This window comes from Kribbella sp. NPDC050820 (genome assembly GCF_040653975.1).
Classification (GTDB): Bacteria; Actinomycetota; Actinomycetes; order Propionibacteriales; family Kribbellaceae; genus Kribbella.
Map to the genome: position 1 here is coordinate 1 of NZ_JBFAHB010000123.1, position 16,412 is coordinate 16,412.

General features: G+C 70.2%; 16 protein-coding genes. 4 read left to right on the forward strand and 12 right to left on the reverse strand.

Features of this window, described 5'->3' with window-relative positions; all coding sequences use genetic code 11:
• Positions 1 to 47: 47 nt before the first annotated feature.
• The 3 genes from AB0H36_RS46235 to AB0H36_RS46245 form a co-directional block, all read right to left on the reverse strand.
• Entirely contained in the window at positions 48 to 674 is a 627-nt protein-coding gene (locus AB0H36_RS46235) for a superoxide dismutase (protein ID WP_360538266.1), read from the reverse strand.
• Between the two features lie 240 nt (positions 675 to 914).
• Entirely contained in the window at positions 915 to 1,706 is a 792-nt protein-coding gene (locus AB0H36_RS46240; RefSeq protein ID WP_360538268.1) for an alpha/beta hydrolase, read from the reverse strand.
• Between the two features lie 44 nt (positions 1,707 to 1,750).
• A complete protein-coding gene (locus AB0H36_RS46245) occupies positions 1,751 to 2,128 on the reverse strand; it encodes a YciI family protein (RefSeq protein ID WP_360538270.1) in 378 nt (125 codons plus the stop codon).
• A gap of 141 nt (positions 2,129 to 2,269) precedes the next feature.
• Between AB0H36_RS46245 and AB0H36_RS46250 the strand changes: the two genes are divergently transcribed.
• Complete coding sequence (locus AB0H36_RS46250; RefSeq protein WP_360538272.1) at positions 2,270 to 2,677, forward strand: SgcJ/EcaC family oxidoreductase; 408 nt, start codon at positions 2,270 to 2,272, stop codon at positions 2,675 to 2,677.
• On the opposite strand, the gene AB0H36_RS46255 is transcribed toward AB0H36_RS46250, so the two are convergent.
• The gene (locus tag AB0H36_RS46255) at positions 2,665 to 4,164 is read right to left on the reverse strand and encodes an LCP family protein (protein ID WP_360538274.1); all 1,500 of its coding nucleotides are present in this window, start codon (positions 4,162 to 4,164) and stop codon (positions 2,665 to 2,667) included. The genes AB0H36_RS46250 and AB0H36_RS46255 overlap by 13 nt on opposite strands.
• A gap of 127 nt (positions 4,165 to 4,291) precedes the next feature.
• Complete coding sequence (locus AB0H36_RS46260) at positions 4,292 to 4,966, reverse strand: SDR family oxidoreductase (RefSeq protein ID WP_360538276.1); 675 nt, start codon at positions 4,964 to 4,966, stop codon at positions 4,292 to 4,294.
• 46 nt (positions 4,967 to 5,012) lie between these two features.
• Between AB0H36_RS46260 and AB0H36_RS46265 the strand changes: the two genes are divergently transcribed.
• Complete coding sequence (locus AB0H36_RS46265; protein WP_360538278.1) at positions 5,013 to 5,960, forward strand: NAD-dependent epimerase/dehydratase family protein; 948 nt, start codon at positions 5,013 to 5,015, stop codon at positions 5,958 to 5,960.
• Here the strand turns inward: AB0H36_RS46265 and AB0H36_RS46270 are convergent.
• Positions 5,943 to 6,851 (reverse strand): hypothetical protein, encoded by a 909-nt coding sequence (locus tag AB0H36_RS46270; protein WP_360538280.1) that lies wholly within the window; start codon positions 6,849 to 6,851, stop codon positions 5,943 to 5,945. The two genes, AB0H36_RS46265 and AB0H36_RS46270, sit on opposite strands and share 18 nt — an antisense overlap.
• Positions 6,852 to 7,763, reverse strand: a complete 912-nt coding sequence (locus AB0H36_RS46275) for a TetR/AcrR family transcriptional regulator C-terminal domain-containing protein (protein ID WP_360538282.1) — start codon at positions 7,761 to 7,763, stop codon at positions 6,852 to 6,854.
• A gap of 109 nt (positions 7,764 to 7,872) precedes the next feature.
• Between AB0H36_RS46275 and AB0H36_RS46280 the strand changes: the two genes are divergently transcribed.
• Complete coding sequence (locus tag AB0H36_RS46280; RefSeq protein ID WP_360538284.1) at positions 7,873 to 9,111, forward strand: FAD-dependent monooxygenase; 1,239 nt, start codon at positions 7,873 to 7,875, stop codon at positions 9,109 to 9,111.
• Here AB0H36_RS46280 and AB0H36_RS46285 read toward each other — a convergent pair.
• Positions 9,061 to 9,651, reverse strand: coding sequence for a TIGR03086 family metal-binding protein (locus AB0H36_RS46285; protein WP_360538286.1), 591 nt, complete (start codon positions 9,649 to 9,651; stop codon positions 9,061 to 9,063). The genes AB0H36_RS46280 and AB0H36_RS46285 overlap by 51 nt on opposite strands.
• A 120-nt stretch (positions 9,652 to 9,771) precedes the next feature.
• Between AB0H36_RS46285 and AB0H36_RS46290 the strand changes: the two genes are divergently transcribed.
• Complete coding sequence (locus AB0H36_RS46290; protein WP_360538288.1) at positions 9,772 to 10,335, forward strand: HhH-GPD-type base excision DNA repair protein; 564 nt, start codon at positions 9,772 to 9,774, stop codon at positions 10,333 to 10,335.
• Here the strand turns inward: AB0H36_RS46290 and AB0H36_RS46295 are convergent, their stop codons facing one another.
• The 4 genes from AB0H36_RS46295 to AB0H36_RS46310 all read right to left on the reverse strand — a co-directional run bounded on the left by AB0H36_RS46295 (position 10,336) and on the right by AB0H36_RS46310 (position 16,313).
• Complete coding sequence (locus tag AB0H36_RS46295) at positions 10,336 to 12,435, reverse strand: iron ABC transporter permease (protein WP_360538290.1); 2,100 nt, start codon at positions 12,433 to 12,435, stop codon at positions 10,336 to 10,338.
• Entirely contained in the window at positions 12,432 to 13,403 is a 972-nt protein-coding gene (locus tag AB0H36_RS46300; RefSeq protein WP_360538292.1) for an iron-siderophore ABC transporter substrate-binding protein, read from the reverse strand. The genes AB0H36_RS46295 and AB0H36_RS46300 overlap by 4 nt, the downstream gene beginning before the upstream one ends.
• A gap of 10 nt (positions 13,404 to 13,413) precedes the next feature.
• Positions 13,414 to 14,229, reverse strand: coding sequence for an ABC transporter ATP-binding protein (locus AB0H36_RS46305; RefSeq protein WP_360538294.1), 816 nt, complete (start codon positions 14,227 to 14,229; stop codon positions 13,414 to 13,416).
• A 62-nt stretch (positions 14,230 to 14,291) separates the two neighbouring features.
• Positions 14,292 to 16,313 (reverse strand): NADPH-dependent 2,4-dienoyl-CoA reductase, encoded by a 2,022-nt coding sequence (locus AB0H36_RS46310; protein WP_360538296.1) that lies wholly within the window; start codon positions 16,311 to 16,313, stop codon positions 14,292 to 14,294.
• Between the last annotated feature and the right edge of the window lie 99 nt (positions 16,314 to 16,412).

Consider the following 16,412-nt stretch of genomic DNA (forward strand, 5'->3'; position numbering starts at 1 on the left):
GGGGCCCCCCCCCCCCCCGCCCCCGCCCGCCCCTCGGTGCTGTTCGCTCAGCTGACGGTGATCAGGCCGCCGGCGTTGCCGCGGGCCGCGTCGAAGCGGGCCTGCGCGTCGGCCCAGTTCACCACGTTCCACCAGGCCTTCACATAGTCCGGCTTCACGTTCTTGTACTGCAGGTAGAAGGCGTGCTCCCACATGTCCAGCATGGCGATCGGGATCTGCCCGGCCGGCAGGTTGCCCTGCTGGTCGTACAGCTGGTGGACGAGCAGCCGGCCGGCCAGCGCGTCCCAGCCGAGGATCGCCCAGCCGGAGCCCTGGATGGTGGTCGCCGCCGCGGTGAAGTGGGCCTGGAAGCCGTCGAACGAACCGAAGTACTCGTCGATCGCGGCGCCCAGCTCACCGTCTGGCTTGTCGCCGCCCTCCGGGGACAGGTTCTTCCAGAAGATCGAGTGGTTGACGTGCCCGCCGAGGTTGAAGGCGAGCGACTTCTCCAGCCCGACGATCGCGCCGAAGTCACCCTTCTCGCGGGCCGCGGCCAGCTTCTCCAGGGTGTCGTTCAGGCCGTTCACGTAGGTCTGGTGGTGCTTGGAGTGGTGCAGCTCCATGATCTCGCCGGCGATCGACGGCGCCAGTGCGCCGTAGTCGTAGGGGAGGTCGGGAAGCGTGTACGTGGTCAACTCTGCTCCTTCGTCGGGGCCCCGCGAGGGCCGGTATCTCCGATGTCCTTGTTCAGCGGCACCAGCTTGAAACTTCAACCACGGTTGAGGTCAAGGCGCCACGCGGGCCAGGTGGTGCATCTCTCAGGTCCCGGCGGGCACGTCCGACCAGTGCCCGGTCCAGGCCCGTTCACACAGGCCCGCACCGGTCACCACCAGCTTCACATACTCCGCCCTCGGAGCCACGGGCGGAGTCTCATCTCAGAGCAGCGGCCGCAGTACGGCGGCGAACGGCGCCGGGTCCTCCGCGAACCCGATGTGGTCACCGGGGAACCGGGTCGGCTCGATCCCGAGCCCGGCAGCCAGCGCGGTCGTGGTCCGGTCGCACAGCTGGCCGCCCGACTCCGCCCCGATCCCGGCCACGATCCGGACCCCGCCGTCCCGCAGCGCGCCAAGGTCCGGCTTCCAGGTCACACTCGCCCGCAGCTCGTGCTCGAACCAGAACCGCTCGTCGGCCACCACCCGCGGATCGCGCTCACCACCGAACATCATCTGCAGCATGTCGTCCGGCAGTTGGATGTTCGCGATCACGAAGAACTGCCGCCAGGCGCCGAGCACGTCACCGGCCAGGTAGTCGGCAATCATCCGCTCGGTCGCCGCCAGCAGTTCGTCCGCGTCGTCGACCAGCGTGTCCAGCGGCGGCTCGTGCGCGATCACCGCACTCACCAGCTCCGGATACTCCTGTGCCAGCGCCAAGGCCGTGACCGCACCCCCACTCGACCCGAACACGGTCGCCGGCCCGGCATCGACGTACTCGATCAGCCGCGCAAGATCCCCGGCCCGCTCCTCCGGCGTGGACCCCACACCGTGCAGCCGACTGCGGTTGATCCCCCGCGGATCGGTGGTCAGCACGGTGTGATCCACCGCCAGCAACTCCGCCAACGGCGCAAACGAGTCCGCATCCATCGGCGCCCCTACCAGGACGACCAACGGCCCACTCCCCCGCACCTCGTAGTACAACTCCGCTCCGGGAACTTCCAGTGTGTTGTTCATGGCATCACCACGAACGGCACCCCGCCGGATGGACACGGGCTCGGTCAGTTCTGGTAGAGGTCCGAGTTGGGGTCGAAGTCGGCTTCCTCGACGACGCGGCGGACTTCTACCTCGCTGGTGAGGGCTTCGGCGAGGCGGGCGGCCCATTCGATGGCTTCGTCGCGGTTGCGGACCTCGACGACGATGACGCCGCCGATGAGCTCCTTGGTCTCGGCGAAGGGGCCGTCGGTGACGGTGCGCTTGCCGGCGTCGACCTTGACGCGGGCGCCCAGCGCGCTGCGGTGGACGCCTTCGGCGAACAGCAGGACGCCGGCCTTGGACATCGCCTCGACGGCCTGGCCGACCGCCTCGGCGATCTCGTCCGGCGGGAACTTGCCGGCCTCGCTGTCGGCGTCCGCCTTGTTGATGATCATGTATCGCATCGCAGTGCTCCTCGTCGTGTCGGTCTGATCCCTACTCTCACGTCGAGCGGTTCATCGCCAGATCGACACCCGCGGCGCGAGAAACTCAGATCATCGGCCATCCTTGACCTCGACCAAACTTGAGGTTGAACACTGTCGTGCATGACTGAACTGAGCACGCAGGACGAGCAGGCCATCCGCGAGTTGGTCGAACACGCCGACAAAGCGCAGAGCGACGCGGAGGTGCTGCCCGGCCTGCACACGTCCGAGATGGTGATCGTCAACATCGCCGGGCGGCGGCTGTTCGGGCGGGACGCGTTCAGCCAGGCGGTGGCCGCGGCGCTCGGCTCCGACCTGAAGGACGTCCGGACCAGCGTCGAGATCGTCGACGTCCGGGCGCTCACCGAGGACGTCGCCCTGGTGAGCTGCGTCAAGACGGTCCACGACGAGCGAGCGGATGCCGCCCCGGACGCACTGCCGGCCAGGGGCGCGTTGACCTACGCGGCACTGCGGACCTCGGAGGGTTGGCGGCTGGCGCTGGCTCAGACGACGCCGATTCAGTTCGGCTGATCGCCGTCCGGGTGGTAGGCGCAGGCGTCGACGAGGTCCTGGGTGGGAGCCGGCGTCGCAATGGTGGTCGGCTTGCGGGTGGGCTTGGTCGTGCCCGGCGTCGTCTTCGGGGCGGTGGTGGCCGGCGGCGTGGACTGCTCGAGGGCCGCCTCGACCGTGTCGCGCAGGGCGTCGTAGTCCGGGTGCAGGTACTTCAGCCGCAGCTTGCTGGCGTCGAGGTGGACGTTCGAGACAGTCCCCGACTTCACCCGCAAGCCCAGCTCGACCAGCGCGGGCAGCAGTTCCTGCGGGATGTCGGTGCGCAGCAGTTGCTGGCCGGCCCTGGCGATCGCCTTGTACTTGGTCACCAGGGTCTGCGGGTCGGCCGCGTCGACGATGCCCTTGATCGCGCAGCGCTGCCGGATCTGGCGTTGGTCGTCGTCGGCGCCGTACCGGCCGCGGGCGAACCACAGCGCGTGCCGCCCGTCGAGGTGCTGGTTCGGACCCGGCTCGATCCACTCGCTGGGCGGGATGTGTGAGCTGCTGACGCCGCCCATCGCGACCCGCTCGTTGACGTTGACGGTGATGCCGCCGAGCGCGTCGACGAGTTCGGCGAACCCCTTCAAGTTGGCCTGCACGTAGTAGTCGAGCTTGAGCCCGATCGCCTCCCCGACGGACTGCTTCAGGACGTCTGCGCCCTCGTTGTCGGACGGGCCGAGGATTCCGGGGTGCGCGGCCGGGATGTTCTGGTACATCGCCGTCAGCATCCACTCCAGCCGGCCCTCCAGGCTGAGCCCTTCCTGGCCGTAGCCGTTCGGGTAGATCTCGTGCAGCGGCGAGTCCTTCGGGAACGGCATGAAGGTCAGTTGCCGCGGCATCGAGATCAGCGCGGTGTTGCCGGTCTTGGTGTCGATACTTGCCACGATCACCGTGTCGGTCCGGACCCCGGGCCGGCTCGGCGCGTCGTCGCCGCCGAGCAGCAGCAGGTTCAGCCGTGGCTTGTCCTCCCACGGATCCTTGGTGTCGATCTCGGTCGGCCGGGTCGCGCTCTTGCCCTCGCCCTGCGCGACGAACACGTCCTGGACCAGGTCGCGCTGCGCCAGCACACTCTGTACGCCGATGGCCGCCGGCGCCGCGATCGCGAAGCACAGCATCCCGACGAACAGCGCCCCGACGGCCCGGCCGACGGCCCCACCTGTTGCCGGACGCAACGAGCGGTGCGACGCGACGATCACCGCCATCCAGAGCATCGCGAGCGCGCCGATCGCGGCCGAGGCCATCAGCAGCCGGCTCGGTACGACGCTCGCCGCGAGCACGTCCTCGCGCCGGGTCAGGCCGACGTACACACCGAGGCCGACCAGCCCAAGGGTCAGGATCAGGATCAACGCGCCGATCCGGCGGCGACCGCCGGCGATGAGTCCGGTCCCGGGGAGCAGGGCGCCGAGCAGCGTCAGCCCGAGCAGCCTCGGCACCGACCGCGGCCGGCGCGGCGGAACGGCATCAGCCACCTCGGAACTCTCCGCACCACGTTTCCCCATGGCTCCCCTGTCGCCGTCCCCAGATGTCCCCAGATCCAGTGTGCGTCAAGTACCCGCACCTGTACCTCCTCAGACGTGTTACAGGGGTGATCGGTTGTCACACGGGGAGGTGACTGCCCGAAAGGCCCGGGGTTTCGACGAGGGTGCGGACCACGACGGCGATGCGTTCGGGCGGGCTCCAGCGGCTGGTGTCGGCCTTCGGCATCGCGGCCCGGTTGGCCGGGGTGTCGATGGTGCCGGGGATGATCGTGTTCACCCGAATGCCGTCGGCCGCGTACTCCGCGTGCAGGGCGTCGGCGAAGGCGAGCACCCCGGCCTTCGCGGTGATGTACCCGGCCGCACCGGAGAACGGCCGCAGCGCCGCGCCGCTCGACGTACAAACGATTGCTCCGCCGCCGCCGGCGAGCAGGTGCGGCAGCACTGCCTGGGTGATCAGGTACGTCGGACGCAGGTTGAGCCGGAGCAGTCGCTCGAAGTCCTCGACCGGCGTCTCGTGCACCCGCGCCCCGGACGCGAACCCGCCGACCAGGTTGACCAGCGCGGTCAGCGGTGCGCTCTCGTCGGAGGTGGCGAGCGCGACGACGTCCGCCGTACCGGCCGGGTCGAAGGGGTCGGCGACGATCGGGTTCAGCCCCGGATCCGTGCCGAGCCGGGCCAGCGACTCCTCGGTCCGTCCGGGGACGACCACCCGCCACCCGGACCGCAGGAACTCCGCGGTCACCGCCGCGCCCAACGCACCGGTGCCTCCGGCAACCACCACCGTCTCATCCATGGCCCCGAGCCTATCGGGGCGCACCGCCGCGTTAGGGTCGGCGGTTGTGCGGATTCTGATGCTGGGCGGGAACGGGTTCGTCGGGCGCGCGGTCGTGGCGGACGCGCTCGGGCAGGGCGCCGAGGTGACGTCGTTCAGCCGGGGCAAGAGCGGGACCGACCTGCCGCCGGAGGTGACGCAGTTGGTCGGCGACCGCGACACCGGTGACTACGAGTCGCTGCGGACCGGCGAGTGGGACACGGTCGTCGACCTGAGCGGCTACCAGAGCCGGCACGTCGACGACGCGATGGACGTGCTCGGCGACCGGATCGGACGGTACGTGTTCATCTCGAGCCACGCCGTCTACGTGCGCGACCTGCCGGCCGGCACCGACGAGACCGCAACCCGCCGGCCCCCGATGCGCGCGGCCGAGTTCCTCGACAACGACACCTACGGCATGTGCAAGGTCGCCTGCGAGGACGACGTCCTGGAGAGGTACGGCGACCGCGCGACGATCGTGCGGCCCGGACGGGTGACCGGTCCCGGCGACACGGCGAGCACAGTCCTCTACTGGGTACGGCGTGGTGCCCGAGGCGGCCGGGTCGCGTTGCCGACGAAGCCGGAGCAACCGCTGCAACTCACCGACAGCCGCGACCTCGGACGACTCGTGGTGCAGCTGGTCACGGACGATCGGTCCGGTGCGTTCAACGCGGTCGGCCCGTTCACCACCATCGCCGAACTGATCGAGATCTCTGCCGACCTGTCCGGCAGCACTGTCGAGTTGGTGCAGATCCCGACCGACGCCGTACCGCCGCGCTTCCCGCTGATCGAGCCCGAGGCTGAGTGGGGCGAGCGCCGCCGCAACCCGGCGAAGGCTCGGGCCGCCGGCATGCCGGTCACGCCACTGCGGCAGACGCTCGCCGACCTGATCGCCTGGGACCAGGGGCGCGGCGAGCCCGATCTCGGTTTCGGTCTCTCACCTGAAGAGGAGCAGCGCCTACTCGGGGAGCGCTAGAGTCCGGCCGGCGTCGCGGGCGGCGTTGATGCTGCGGGTCAGGGTGTCGCGGAGCGCGCTCGCCTCGTCGGCGAAGCCCTGGACGATGGAGGTGTCGCCGGCCGGTTCGGTGCGGGCGAGGAGCTCGATGTAGCGGTCGCCGTCCCCCAGCGCGGCCTCGGCGCGGAGGGCGGCGTCGGCCGAGCGGACCCGGTCGGCGTACCGGTCGAGCAGGTCGACCTTGCGCTTGATCGCCTCCACCGAGAGCGCGAGTGCCCGGCGTTGCGGTCCGAGCACGGCCTCCAGCTCGGCGGTCGCCATCCCACGCGCGACCTCGCGCTGCCGGGCCCGCAGCGCGGTCTGCTCGCGCAGCACCTGCGCGATGTCCCAGAGCTGTTCGGGCAGCACCAGGTCGTTCTTCACGTCGTCCAGCAAGCCCTGCCGGGTGACTGTTGCCTCAAGCACCGTTTTCACCGCGCGCTGCCCCCGGCCGAGCAGCCGGCCGGCCTCCTCGTCGAAGTCCTCCGGCAGCAGGTACTTGCCGTGCTGCAGCCGGACCGCCTTGTGGCCGCGGTCCTCGACCCCGGTCTTGACCAGGACGCCGACCGTGGCGACGCCGGCGATCCCGGCCAGTACGACGGCGGACCAGGCTGCCACCTCCGCCGGCAGCGTCGCGGCCATCACGATGAGGGCGAGGATCCAACCGCCGACGCAGACCGCCAGCCAGACCAGCAAGGTCCCGAAGGTGTTCCCGGGCGCGACCGACCAGGACGTCTCCCGCTTCGGCTTCGGTTGCCCGGCCGGGACGAACAACTCGGGCCGGTTCCGGTACAGCCGCCGTACGCCGTCGGGAACGTCGGGCGCGTACACCGGCTCCATCGGCACCTCCGCGGCGGTCGACACTGTCAGCACTCAGCGTAGCCGGGACAGCTTTACTTCGAGCCCGTCCAGAACCAGTTCGAGACCGAACTCGAACAGTCGGTCGAGGTCGTAGTCGAAGTCGAAACCGGGCTGGAACACGGCCCGGAATCCGGCCAGGCCCTCGAGGCTGATCATCGTGCTGAGCGGGTCCAGGTGCTCGTCGGCCCACTCGTCGGCGGTCATCCCGGTGTCCTGCTCGGCCTGCACCTCGGCCTCCATCGCCAGCGCGACGCCCCGGACGTACGCGAACACCGTGATCGCGGTGTAGAGCGCCGTACTGCCGTCGAGGCCGAACGGACCTAGTGCACGTAGTACGGCGTCGGTGTGCGGCAGCAGGTTGGGCAGCGCCTGCGGACGGCTCAGGCTGATCGCGCTCGCCAGCCAGAGATGCCGCCGGTACGCCGCCCACTGCAGATGGGCCGCGGTCTCGATCCCCGCTCGCCACGTCGTCGCCGGCTCGGCCGGGAACGGGAACTCGCCGATCGCGGTGTCGACCATCCGCAGGACGAGCGCCTCCTTGCCGCCGACGTACCGGTACAGCGCCATCGTCGACACCCCGAGCTCGGCCGCGATCCGGCGCATCGACACCCCGGCCAGCCCCTCGGCATCGGCGATCGCGATCGCCCGCCGAACGACCTGCTCGCGGTTGAGCTCGAGCGGCTGCTCCCGGGTCGGCCGGACCGCGGCGGGCGGCGACCCGACCACGGTGCCGACGCCCGGCTGGGCGTGGACGAGGTCCTGCTGCTGAAGCACCTGAAGCGCCTTCGTGGCGGTCGCCATCGCCACGCCGAACTCGCGGACGAGCCCCCGCGTGGACGGCACCCGATCGCCCGCAGCCAGTTCGCCCGCCTCGATCCGGCGCCGGATCTCGGCCGCGATCACCTGGTACGGCGCCTCACTCATCAAGCCTCCTGCACTAGTGCGCTTCCCCCGGTGGTTGGACTCCGTGAGTAGTGCGCTTCACGGTGTACGTGTACAGCGTACGTGCACTAGCTCGACGACAGGAACCACGATGACGAAGACCGTTCTGATCTCCGGCGGCGGGATCGCCGGACCGGCCTTGGCGTACTGGCTGCGGCGGCAGGGGTTCACCCCGACGATCGTCGAGCTCGCCCCGTCGCCGCGGCCCGGCGGGCAGACCGTGGACATCCGCGGGACCTCCAAGGTGGTGGCGGAGCGGATGGGCCTGATGCCGGCGATCAAGAGGGCCCAACTGCACGAGCGCGGTCTCGCGTACGTACGGGCCGACGGCCGCACTGCCGCCGAGATGTCGGTCGAGCTGCTCGACGGCGCGGGTGCGATCGCCGACATCGAAATCCTCCGCGGCGACCTGGCCGGCATTCTGCACGACGCGACCAGCAACGACATCGAGTACCTGTACGGCGACTCGATCGCCGCGCTGGACCAGGACGCGACCGGCGTCGACGTCACCTTCACCAGCGGCACCCAGCTCCGGTTCGACCTGGTCGTCGGTGCGGACGGCGTGCACTCCCGGGTCCGCAAGCTCGCCTTCGGGCCGGAGGAGGACTTCGTCCACCACCTCGGCGGCTACACGTCCTTCTTCACCGTCGAGTCACCCGAGCCGCTGAACCACTGGATGAAGATCTACTCCGCTCCCGGCGGTCGCTGGGTCGGACTCCGGCCGGACCACGACGAGCGGTACGCCAAGGCCCTGCTGAGCTTCCGCTCCCCCTTGCTCAACTACGACCGGCACGACGTCGACGCGCTGAAAGCCCTGCTGGTACGGCGATTCACCGGTCTCGGCTGGCACACCGGCCACATCCTCGCCGCGCTCCCCGACGCGGACGACTTCTACTTCGACAGCACCAGCCGAGTCGTCGTGCCGGACTGGTCACGCGGCCGCGTCGTCCTCGTCGGTGACGCCGGCTACTGCGGTTCGCCGCTGGCCGGCCACGGCACCGCGTTGTCCCTTGTCGGCGCGTACGTCCTCGCGGGCGAGTTGGCCGCCGCGGACGGCGATCATGTCCGGGCGTTCCCGTCGTACCAGGCTGAGATGCAGGCGTACGTCGACCAGCGGATGGAGCTCCCGCCGGGCGGGATCAAGATGGCGATGCCGATGACCGCACTGGGCATCCGGTTCCGGGACGCCTCGACCCGGCTGATGACGTCGCGGCTGCTAGCTCCGGCGCTGGCGCGGATGGCGGCCGCCGTACCGGACAGGATCGAGCTGAAGGACTGCTCAGTCCAGTGGCGAGACCCAGTCGGGGTTACGGCCGAGGAGACCGAGTAACTGGTCGAAGTCGGACGCGTCGCCGGGGACCTTGACGCTGCGCTCGAACGCGGCGCCGGGACCCCGGACGGCGTCGGTGTCCGGGATCTTGCGGGCCAAGGCGAACCCCTGCTCGACCAGGTCCGGCGGCGGGTCGTACGGGACGTCGATCGCCCGGGCCAGGTCCCAGGCGTGGACGACGCAGTCGAGCAGGTGGAAGGTCAGCGCGATCCGGCGCGGGAACGAACCGTACTCGCGGACCTCCATCAGCCGGTCCAGCGCGCCGCCGTCGGCGAACGCGTCCGCGATCCGCGCGTTGGACCGCCGGTAGGCGCCGGACGGGTGGTCGCCGAGCCGGCCGCCGTTCCAGGCCTGCAGCGGCGCCGACCCGTTCAGCGCCGCGGCGGCGAAGCCCTCGTTCTCGCTGACGATGTGCCGGAGCAGGCCGCGGACGGTCCAGTCCGGGCAGGGGGTCGGGAACCACAGCTGCTCGGGGCGCACCTGCATCACCACTTCCCCGAGTACCGCTCCGGCCCTACGATCCAGATCCCGGATCTCCATCCGTGCTCCTCCCGTCGGCGCCCCCGGCTGAGCATAGGCGGGTTCGGGGTGTTTCGGCAGGGACCTGCGGCGAGCACAAGGGACATCCCGCGCCCCGCAGGCCCGTGAGATGATGCGGCGATGGGCTTCCAGATCGCCAACGTGCCGGACGCCGACCGCGTCCTCGACGAGTACCCGTTCGCAGTCGTGCTCGGGATGATGCTGGACCAGCAGTACGGAATGGAGCACGCCTTCCGCGGCGGCTACAAGGTGCTCAGCCGGTTCGGCACCCTCGACCCGGCGGCGATCGCCGCCGCCGACCCGGAGGCGTTCAAGGAGCTGTGTTCCCAGCCCCCGGCGATCCACCGGTTCCCCGGCTCGATGGCGGCCCGGCTGCAGGAGCTGGCCGCGCTCGTCGAGACCAAGTACGACGGTGACGTGACGCGGCTGTGGACCGAGCCGACGACCGGCAAGGAGCTGCTCAAGCGGGTCCAGGAGCTGCCCGGTTTCGGCAAGCAGAAGGCGCAGATCTTCGTCGCACTGCTGGCCAAGCGGCTCGGCGTCCGGCCCGAGGGCTGGGAAGCGGCCGCCGGCGACTACGCGCTCGACGGGTACCGCTCGGTCGCGGACGTCGTGGACGCGGACTCGCTGCTGAAGGTCCGTGAGTACAAGCAGGCGAAGAAGGCGGCCGCGAAGGCGACCTGATCAGCGGTTCGGGACCCGGGTCCGCCAGAGCAGGTAGACGAAGTACGGCGCTCCGATCAGCGCGGTCAGCAGGCCGGCCGGGATCTGCGCCGGGGCCAGCAGGGTGCGGCCGAGGCTGTCCGAGACGCTGACCAGGATCGCGCCGAGCAACGCCGCGACCGGCAGGATCCGGTTGTGCCGGCCGCCGACAAGTGCCCGCGCCGCGTGCGGTGCGACCAGTCCGACGAATCCGACCACCCCGATCGCGGACACCGCCGCCGCAGTCAGCAGCGCCGCGCACAACAACGCGGTCAGCCGCTGACGCTCGAGCCGTACGCCGAGAATCCGCGGTACGTCGTCGTCCAGCGCCAGCAGATCGAGCTCGCGCCGGGAGTGCACGATCAGCGGGGTCAGGACAAGCAGCGCGAGCGCGACCGGCACCACCTGCGGCAGCGTCCGCCCGTAGGTGCTGCCGGACAACCAAGTCATCGCCAGGCTGAGGTTCCACGGATCCGTGGCCACGATCAGCAACGTGATGATCGCGGTCGCCCCCGAGGACACCCCGACACCGATCAGCACCAGCCGGTCGGAGCTCAGACCACCCCGCCACGACACCACGTAGACCAGCGCAAAGGTAGCCAGCGCAGCTACTGCGGCGACGCCGGACAGCAGCCAAATGCTTGCTGCTGGCAACAGCACGAGGGTGATCACGGCACCCACGCCGGCGCCACCGGTGATGCCGAGAATGCCCGGCTCGGCCAACGGATTCCGGCACACCGCCTGGACCGTCGTACCCGCGATCGCCAGGGCCGCACCACACAGTACGGCGGCCACCACGCGGGGGAACCGCTGGTCGAGAACATAGGTGATCGCCCGCCCGGAACGACCGTTGATCCAGTTCAGCACGTCGCCCGTGCGCAGGAACGCGTCGCCGGCCAGCATCGCCAGGACGCCGGCCACGAACAACAGCGTCACAAGCACAGCCGTGACGATCCAGAACGTCCGCCGGCTACGCAGCCCTGAGCTCGCGCCACCCGGCGTCCGGCTCGGACCAGAGTCCCGGTACCGCCGCGCCAGCCACACCAGCACGGCCGCGCCGACCATCATCGTCATCACACCGGTCGGGATCTCCACCCCGGCCTGACCACCGAGCAAAGCCCGGAGTACGACGTCTGCACTGAGCACGACCAGCACACCGGCCAGCCCGCTCAGTGGAAGCAGCACACGGTGCCGCAGCAGGCCCGGCACCAGCGGAGCGATCAGCCGGACCAGCACCGGCGCGACCAGCCCGACGAAACCGATCGGTCCGGCGACTGTGACGGCCGCGGCCGACAGCAGGACCGTGACGAGGGTGATCAGCACGCGCACCCGTCGTACGTGAACGCCGAGCACCGACGCGGTGTCGTCGCCGAGCCCGAGGATGTCCAGCTTCGGTGCCAGCAGCAACGAAGCGATGATGCCGACCACCACGACCGGCGTCATCTGGCCGACCGCGTTGAGGTCGGTCTGGACCAGCGTGCCCGCTCCCCAGGCGAACGTGCCGACCGTCTCCTCGCGGTACAGCAGCAAGAGCAGAGTGGTGACCCCGGCCAGCGCCATCGCGACGGCCGAACCGGCCAGGATCAGGCGGGTCGGCCCGGACGAGCCGCCCGCCGACAAGGCGAGGACCAGGACGGCCGCCGCCAGCCCGCCGAGGAAGGCGACTCCCCCGGCGGGCAGCACCGGCAGCGAAACCCCGAACGCGGCCACGACCACGACCGCGAGATAGGCCCCGGCGTTGACCCCCAACGTGTCCGGCGAAGCGAGCGGGTTCCGGGCCAGCGACTGGAGGCCGGCGCCGGCGAAGCCGAGCGCGACGCCGACCAGGACACCGGCCAGCAGCCGGGGCAGCCGGGACGCGATCAGCACGTTGGCCGAGTTGTCCGTGCCCTGGCCGACCAGCAGCCGGAGCAGGTCGCCGGCGTTCACCGACGACGTGCCCTGGGTGAGGTGCACAGCAGCCAGCAGTACGGCGACGACCGTGGCGATCACGAAGACGGTCGCCACCCGGAGCCGCCGTACCGGCTGCTGCAGTGCCTCGGAGACCTGAAGATCAGGCCTCGGGGCGGTCGTCTGGGTCAAGAGGTGACTGCCTGGACGGCCGCGTCGATGAACTGCTGGGTGGACTTCGGGCCGCCGAACATCCAGATGCCGTCCGGCAGCCGGTGCACGTCGTCGCTCTTCACGAACGGCAGGTTCTTCCAGATCGCGTTCTTGGCCAGGTCGCCGCCGAACACGTCACCGCCGTCGGCGTTGTTGGCGATGTAGAGGAAGTTGCCGTTCGGCAGCTTGGTCAGGCCCTCGAGGTCGGTCTGAGCCAGCCCGTAGTCCTTGTCACCGGCGCCGGTCCAGCCGTTCTTCAGGCCGAGCTCGGTGGTCACCGCGCCGAGCAGCGAGCCGGTGGTGTACATCCGGACCGAGACCGTGCTGCCCTGCTTCCAGCCGTCGGCCATGGTGAAGTTCTCGCCGGCCTTGCCCGCGTCGGCGATCTTTTGCTTGCCCTCGGCAACCGCCTTGTCGAAGTCGGCGTTGACCTGCTTGGCCTGGTCGGCCTTGCCGATCGCGCTGCCGATCAGCTCCAGGTTGGTCTTCATCTGCGGGATCGCGTTGGCCGCGTCCGCGCCGCGGATCACCAGCACCGGGGCGATCTTCTCGAACTGGGTGATCGAGTTCGCCGACTCGTCGGTGGTGGTGATGATCAGGTCCGGGCTGAGCGCGGCGATCGCGTCGACGCTGGACTCGCCGCGGGTGCCGACGTCCTTCACCGAGGCGTCGAGCTTCTCCGCGGTCACCCAGGCGGTGTAGCCCTTCACGTCGGCGACGCCGACCGGCATCACGCCGAGGGTGATCAGGTTCTCGATCGCGCCCCACTCCAGGCCGACCACCTTGGTGGCCGGCGCCTTCAGGTCGACCTTCTTGTCGCGCGCGTCGGTGACCGAGACCGGCTGGGCCGTGGTCTGCGCGCCGGCGTCGGTGGTGGCGGGTTCGCTCGTCCCGCACGCCGTCAGCGCGAACAGGGCAGCAGCCAGCAGAGCAGTGGTTCTCTTCATCTTTTGACCCTCAGATAGTGGTGACGCGGCTTGTATGCTTGCCGATCGGGCGGGTGGTGACGAGGCCGGTGGCCGGGTCGGTGCCGACCTCGATGCGGATGCCGTAGGTCTCGGACAGCGCATCGGCCTCGAGCACCTCCTCCGGCGTGCCGGACGCACGTACCCGCCCTCGATCGAGCAGTGCGACCCGGTCCGCGACGGCGGCGGCCTGGTTCAGGTCGTGCAGTACGACGCCGACCGCGACCCCATGCTGGTCGGCGAGCTCGCGCATCAGGTCGAGGATCTCGATCTGGTAGCGCAGGTCGAGGAACGTGGTCGGTTCGTCGAGCAGCAGGACGCCGGTGTCCTGCGCCAGACAGGTCGCGAGCCACACGCGCTGCAGCTCGCCTCCGGACAGCTCGTCGACCGCCCGGTCCGCCATCGCGGTCACCCCGGTGACCGCCATCGCGTGGTCGATGGCCCGCTTGCCGTCCGGGTCGTCGGTCCGCCAGCGCCCGCGGTGCGGATGCCGGCCGTACCCGACGACGTCGCGCACGCTCACGCCGTTGGGAGTCGGCCGCGACTGCGACAGCAGCGTGACCTTGCGGGCGAACTCCTTCGCGGACAGGTCGAGCGCGTTCACCCCGTCCGGGAAGGTGATCCGGCCGCCATCGGGGTGATGGAGCCGGGCCAGGGCACGCAGCAGCGTCGACTTCCCGCTGCCGTTCGGGCCGACCAGCGCAGTGACACTGGCCGCTTCGATATGCAGGGACGCACCGTCGACCACCAGCTTGCCGTGATAGCCGAGGCGCAGGTCGTCTCCTGTCAGCCCCACCGTCTCCTGCATGGAGCAGAGGATAGCCTTACCTTAATTGAACTGTCAGCTTTGCGTTCAGTGCCCGGACGGGATCACAGAGTGAGCGCGAGCCGGGTGGCCTGGTCGATCGCACGCTTCGCGTCGAGCTCGGCGGCGACGTCGGCTCCGCCGATCAGGTGGACCGGGCGCCGGGTGTCCCGGAGCGCGTCGGCGAGGTCGCGGACCGGCTCCTGGCCGGCGCAGACGACGACGGTCTCGACGTCCAGAACCCTTGCATCCCTGCGATCCGGACCGAAGGTCAGGTGCAGGCCGGCGTCGTCGATGCGTTCGTAGTTGACGCCCCGCAACTGCTCGACCTGCTTGTTCTTCAAGGCGGCGCGATGCACCCAGCCGGTGGTCTTGCCGAGGCCGGCGCCGATCTTCCCGGTCTTGCGCTGCAGCAGGTAGACCTGCCGGGGCGACGGCTCGGGCCGCGGCTTGGTGAGTGCGCCGGGCGCGATTGCCGGATCGGTCACACCCCACTCGGCCTTCCACGCCTCGATGTCCAGCGCCGGCGACGACTCGGTGGTCAGGAACTCGCTCACGTCCACACCGATCCCACCCGCTCCGATCACCGCGACGGTGGCTCCGACCGGTCGACGGTCGCGGACGACGTCGACGTACGAGAGGACCTTTGGGTGGTCGATGCCGGGGATGGCCGGGACGCGCGGTACGACGCCCGTGGCCAGCACGATCTCGTCGAAGCCGGCCAGGTCGTCGACGGTCGCGCGGCGGCCGAGGTGCAGCTTGACGCCGGTCAGCTCGAGCCGGCGCCGGTAGTACCGGATCGTCTCGGCGAACTCCTCCTTGCCGGGGATCCGCTGCGCGATCCCGAACTGCCCGCCGATCTCGTCGGCGGCCTCGAACAGCTCCACCGAGTGCCCCCGCTCGGCCGCCGTCACCGCCGCGGCCAGCCCGGCCGGCCCCGCACCGACGACCGCAAGGTTCTTGGTACGGCGAGTCGGCAGCAACTGGAGCTCGGTCTCACGGGCCGCCCTCGGGTTGACCATGCAGCTCGCCTTCCGCTTGGCGAACACATGGTCCAGGCAGGCCTGGTTGCAGGCGATGCAGACGTTGATCTCGTCGGCTCGGTCGGTGGTTGCTTTGAGCACCCAGTCCGGGTCGGCCAGGAACGGCCGGGCCATGCTGACCAGGTCGGCGTCGCCGCGGGCCAGCACCTCCTCGGCGACCTGGGGCAGGTTGATCCGGTTGGACGTGACGACCGGGATACGCACGTGCGGTTTGAACGCGGCGGTCACCGACGTGAAGGCGGCCCGCGGCACCGAGGTCACGATGGTCGGCACCCGGGCCTCGTGCCAGCCGATGCCGGTGTTGATGATCGAGGCGCCGGCCGCCTCGATCTCTTTGCCCAGCGCAACGACCTCGTCCCAGCTCTGGCCGCCTTCGACCAGGTCGGCCATCGAGAGCCGGTAGATGATCACGAAGTCGTCGCCGACCCGTTCCCGGGTCCGGCGGACGATCTCGACCGCGATCCGGCGCCGGTTCTCCGGGCTGCCGCCCCACCGGTCGGCCCGCTGGTTGGTGCGCTCGGACAGGAACTGGTTGATGAAGTAGCCCTCGGACCCCATGATCTCGACACCGTCGTACCCGGCCTCGCGGGCGTAGGCGGAGCAGTCGACGTACGCCTTGATCTGCTTCTGCACCCCGCGGTCGGTGAGGGCACGGGGTTTGAACGGGTTGATCGGGGCCTTGATCGCGGAGGCGGAGACGCTCAACGGGTGGTACGCGTACCGGCCGGCGTGCAGGATCTGCAGCGCGATCCGGCCGCCCTCGGCGTGCACCGCGTCGGTGACGATCCGGTGCTTGCGGGCTTGCCGCCGACTCGTGAGCCTGGAGCCGAAGGGCGTGAGCCAGCCGGTCCGGTTCGGCGCGTAGCCGCCGGTCACCATCAGGCCGACGCCGCCGCGGGCCCGCTCGGCGAAGTACGCGGCCAGCTTCGGCAGATCCTTCGCCCGGTCCTCCAGGCCGGTGTGCATCGAGCCCATGATCACCCGGTTCGGCAGTACGACATGCCCGAGATCGAGCGGCTCCAGCAGGTGCGGGTAGCCGGTCATGGTGCCTCCCGGCCTGGACTGAGGAGCGGAGGGAGCGAAGCGACCGGAGTGACGAGGGAAGGCCGGGAGTTCCAGCCCCATGACCCGCCGCGCCGGAGG

Bases quoted from the DNA above. Each gene is read 5' to 3' on its own strand.
- AB0H36_RS46260 (WP_360538276.1), bottom strand. From the start codon at position 4,966: ATGGATGAGACGGTGGTGGTTGCCGGAGGCACCGGTGCGTTGGGCGCG.
- AB0H36_RS46275 (WP_360538282.1), bottom strand. From the start codon at position 7,763: ATGAGTGAGGCGCCGTACCAGGTGATCGCGGCCGAGATCCGGCGCCGG.
- AB0H36_RS46280 (WP_360538284.1), top strand. From the start codon at position 7,873: ATGACGAAGACCGTTCTGATCTCCGGCGGCGGGATCGCCGGACCGGCC.
- AB0H36_RS46245 (WP_360538270.1), bottom strand. From the start codon at position 2,128: ATGCGATACATGATCATCAACAAGGCGGACGCCGACAGCGAGGCCGGC.
- AB0H36_RS46290 (WP_360538288.1), top strand. From the start codon at position 9,772: ATGGGCTTCCAGATCGCCAACGTGCCGGACGCCGACCGCGTCCTCGAC.
- AB0H36_RS46285 (WP_360538286.1), bottom strand. From the start codon at position 9,651: ATGGAGATCCGGGATCTGGATCGTAGGGCCGGAGCGGTACTCGGGGAA.
- AB0H36_RS46240 (WP_360538268.1), bottom strand. From the start codon at position 1,706: ATGAACAACACACTGGAAGTTCCCGGAGCGGAGTTGTACTACGAGGTG.
- AB0H36_RS46250 (WP_360538272.1), top strand. From the start codon at position 2,270: ATGACTGAACTGAGCACGCAGGACGAGCAGGCCATCCGCGAGTTGGTC.
- AB0H36_RS46310 (WP_360538296.1), bottom strand. From the start codon at position 16,313: ATGACCGGCTACCCGCACCTGCTGGAGCCGCTCGATCTCGGGCATGTC.
- AB0H36_RS46300 (WP_360538292.1), bottom strand. From the start codon at position 13,403: ATGAAGAGAACCACTGCTCTGCTGGCTGCTGCCCTGTTCGCGCTGACG.
- AB0H36_RS46305 (WP_360538294.1), bottom strand. From the start codon at position 14,229: ATGCAGGAGACGGTGGGGCTGACAGGAGACGACCTGCGCCTCGGCTAT.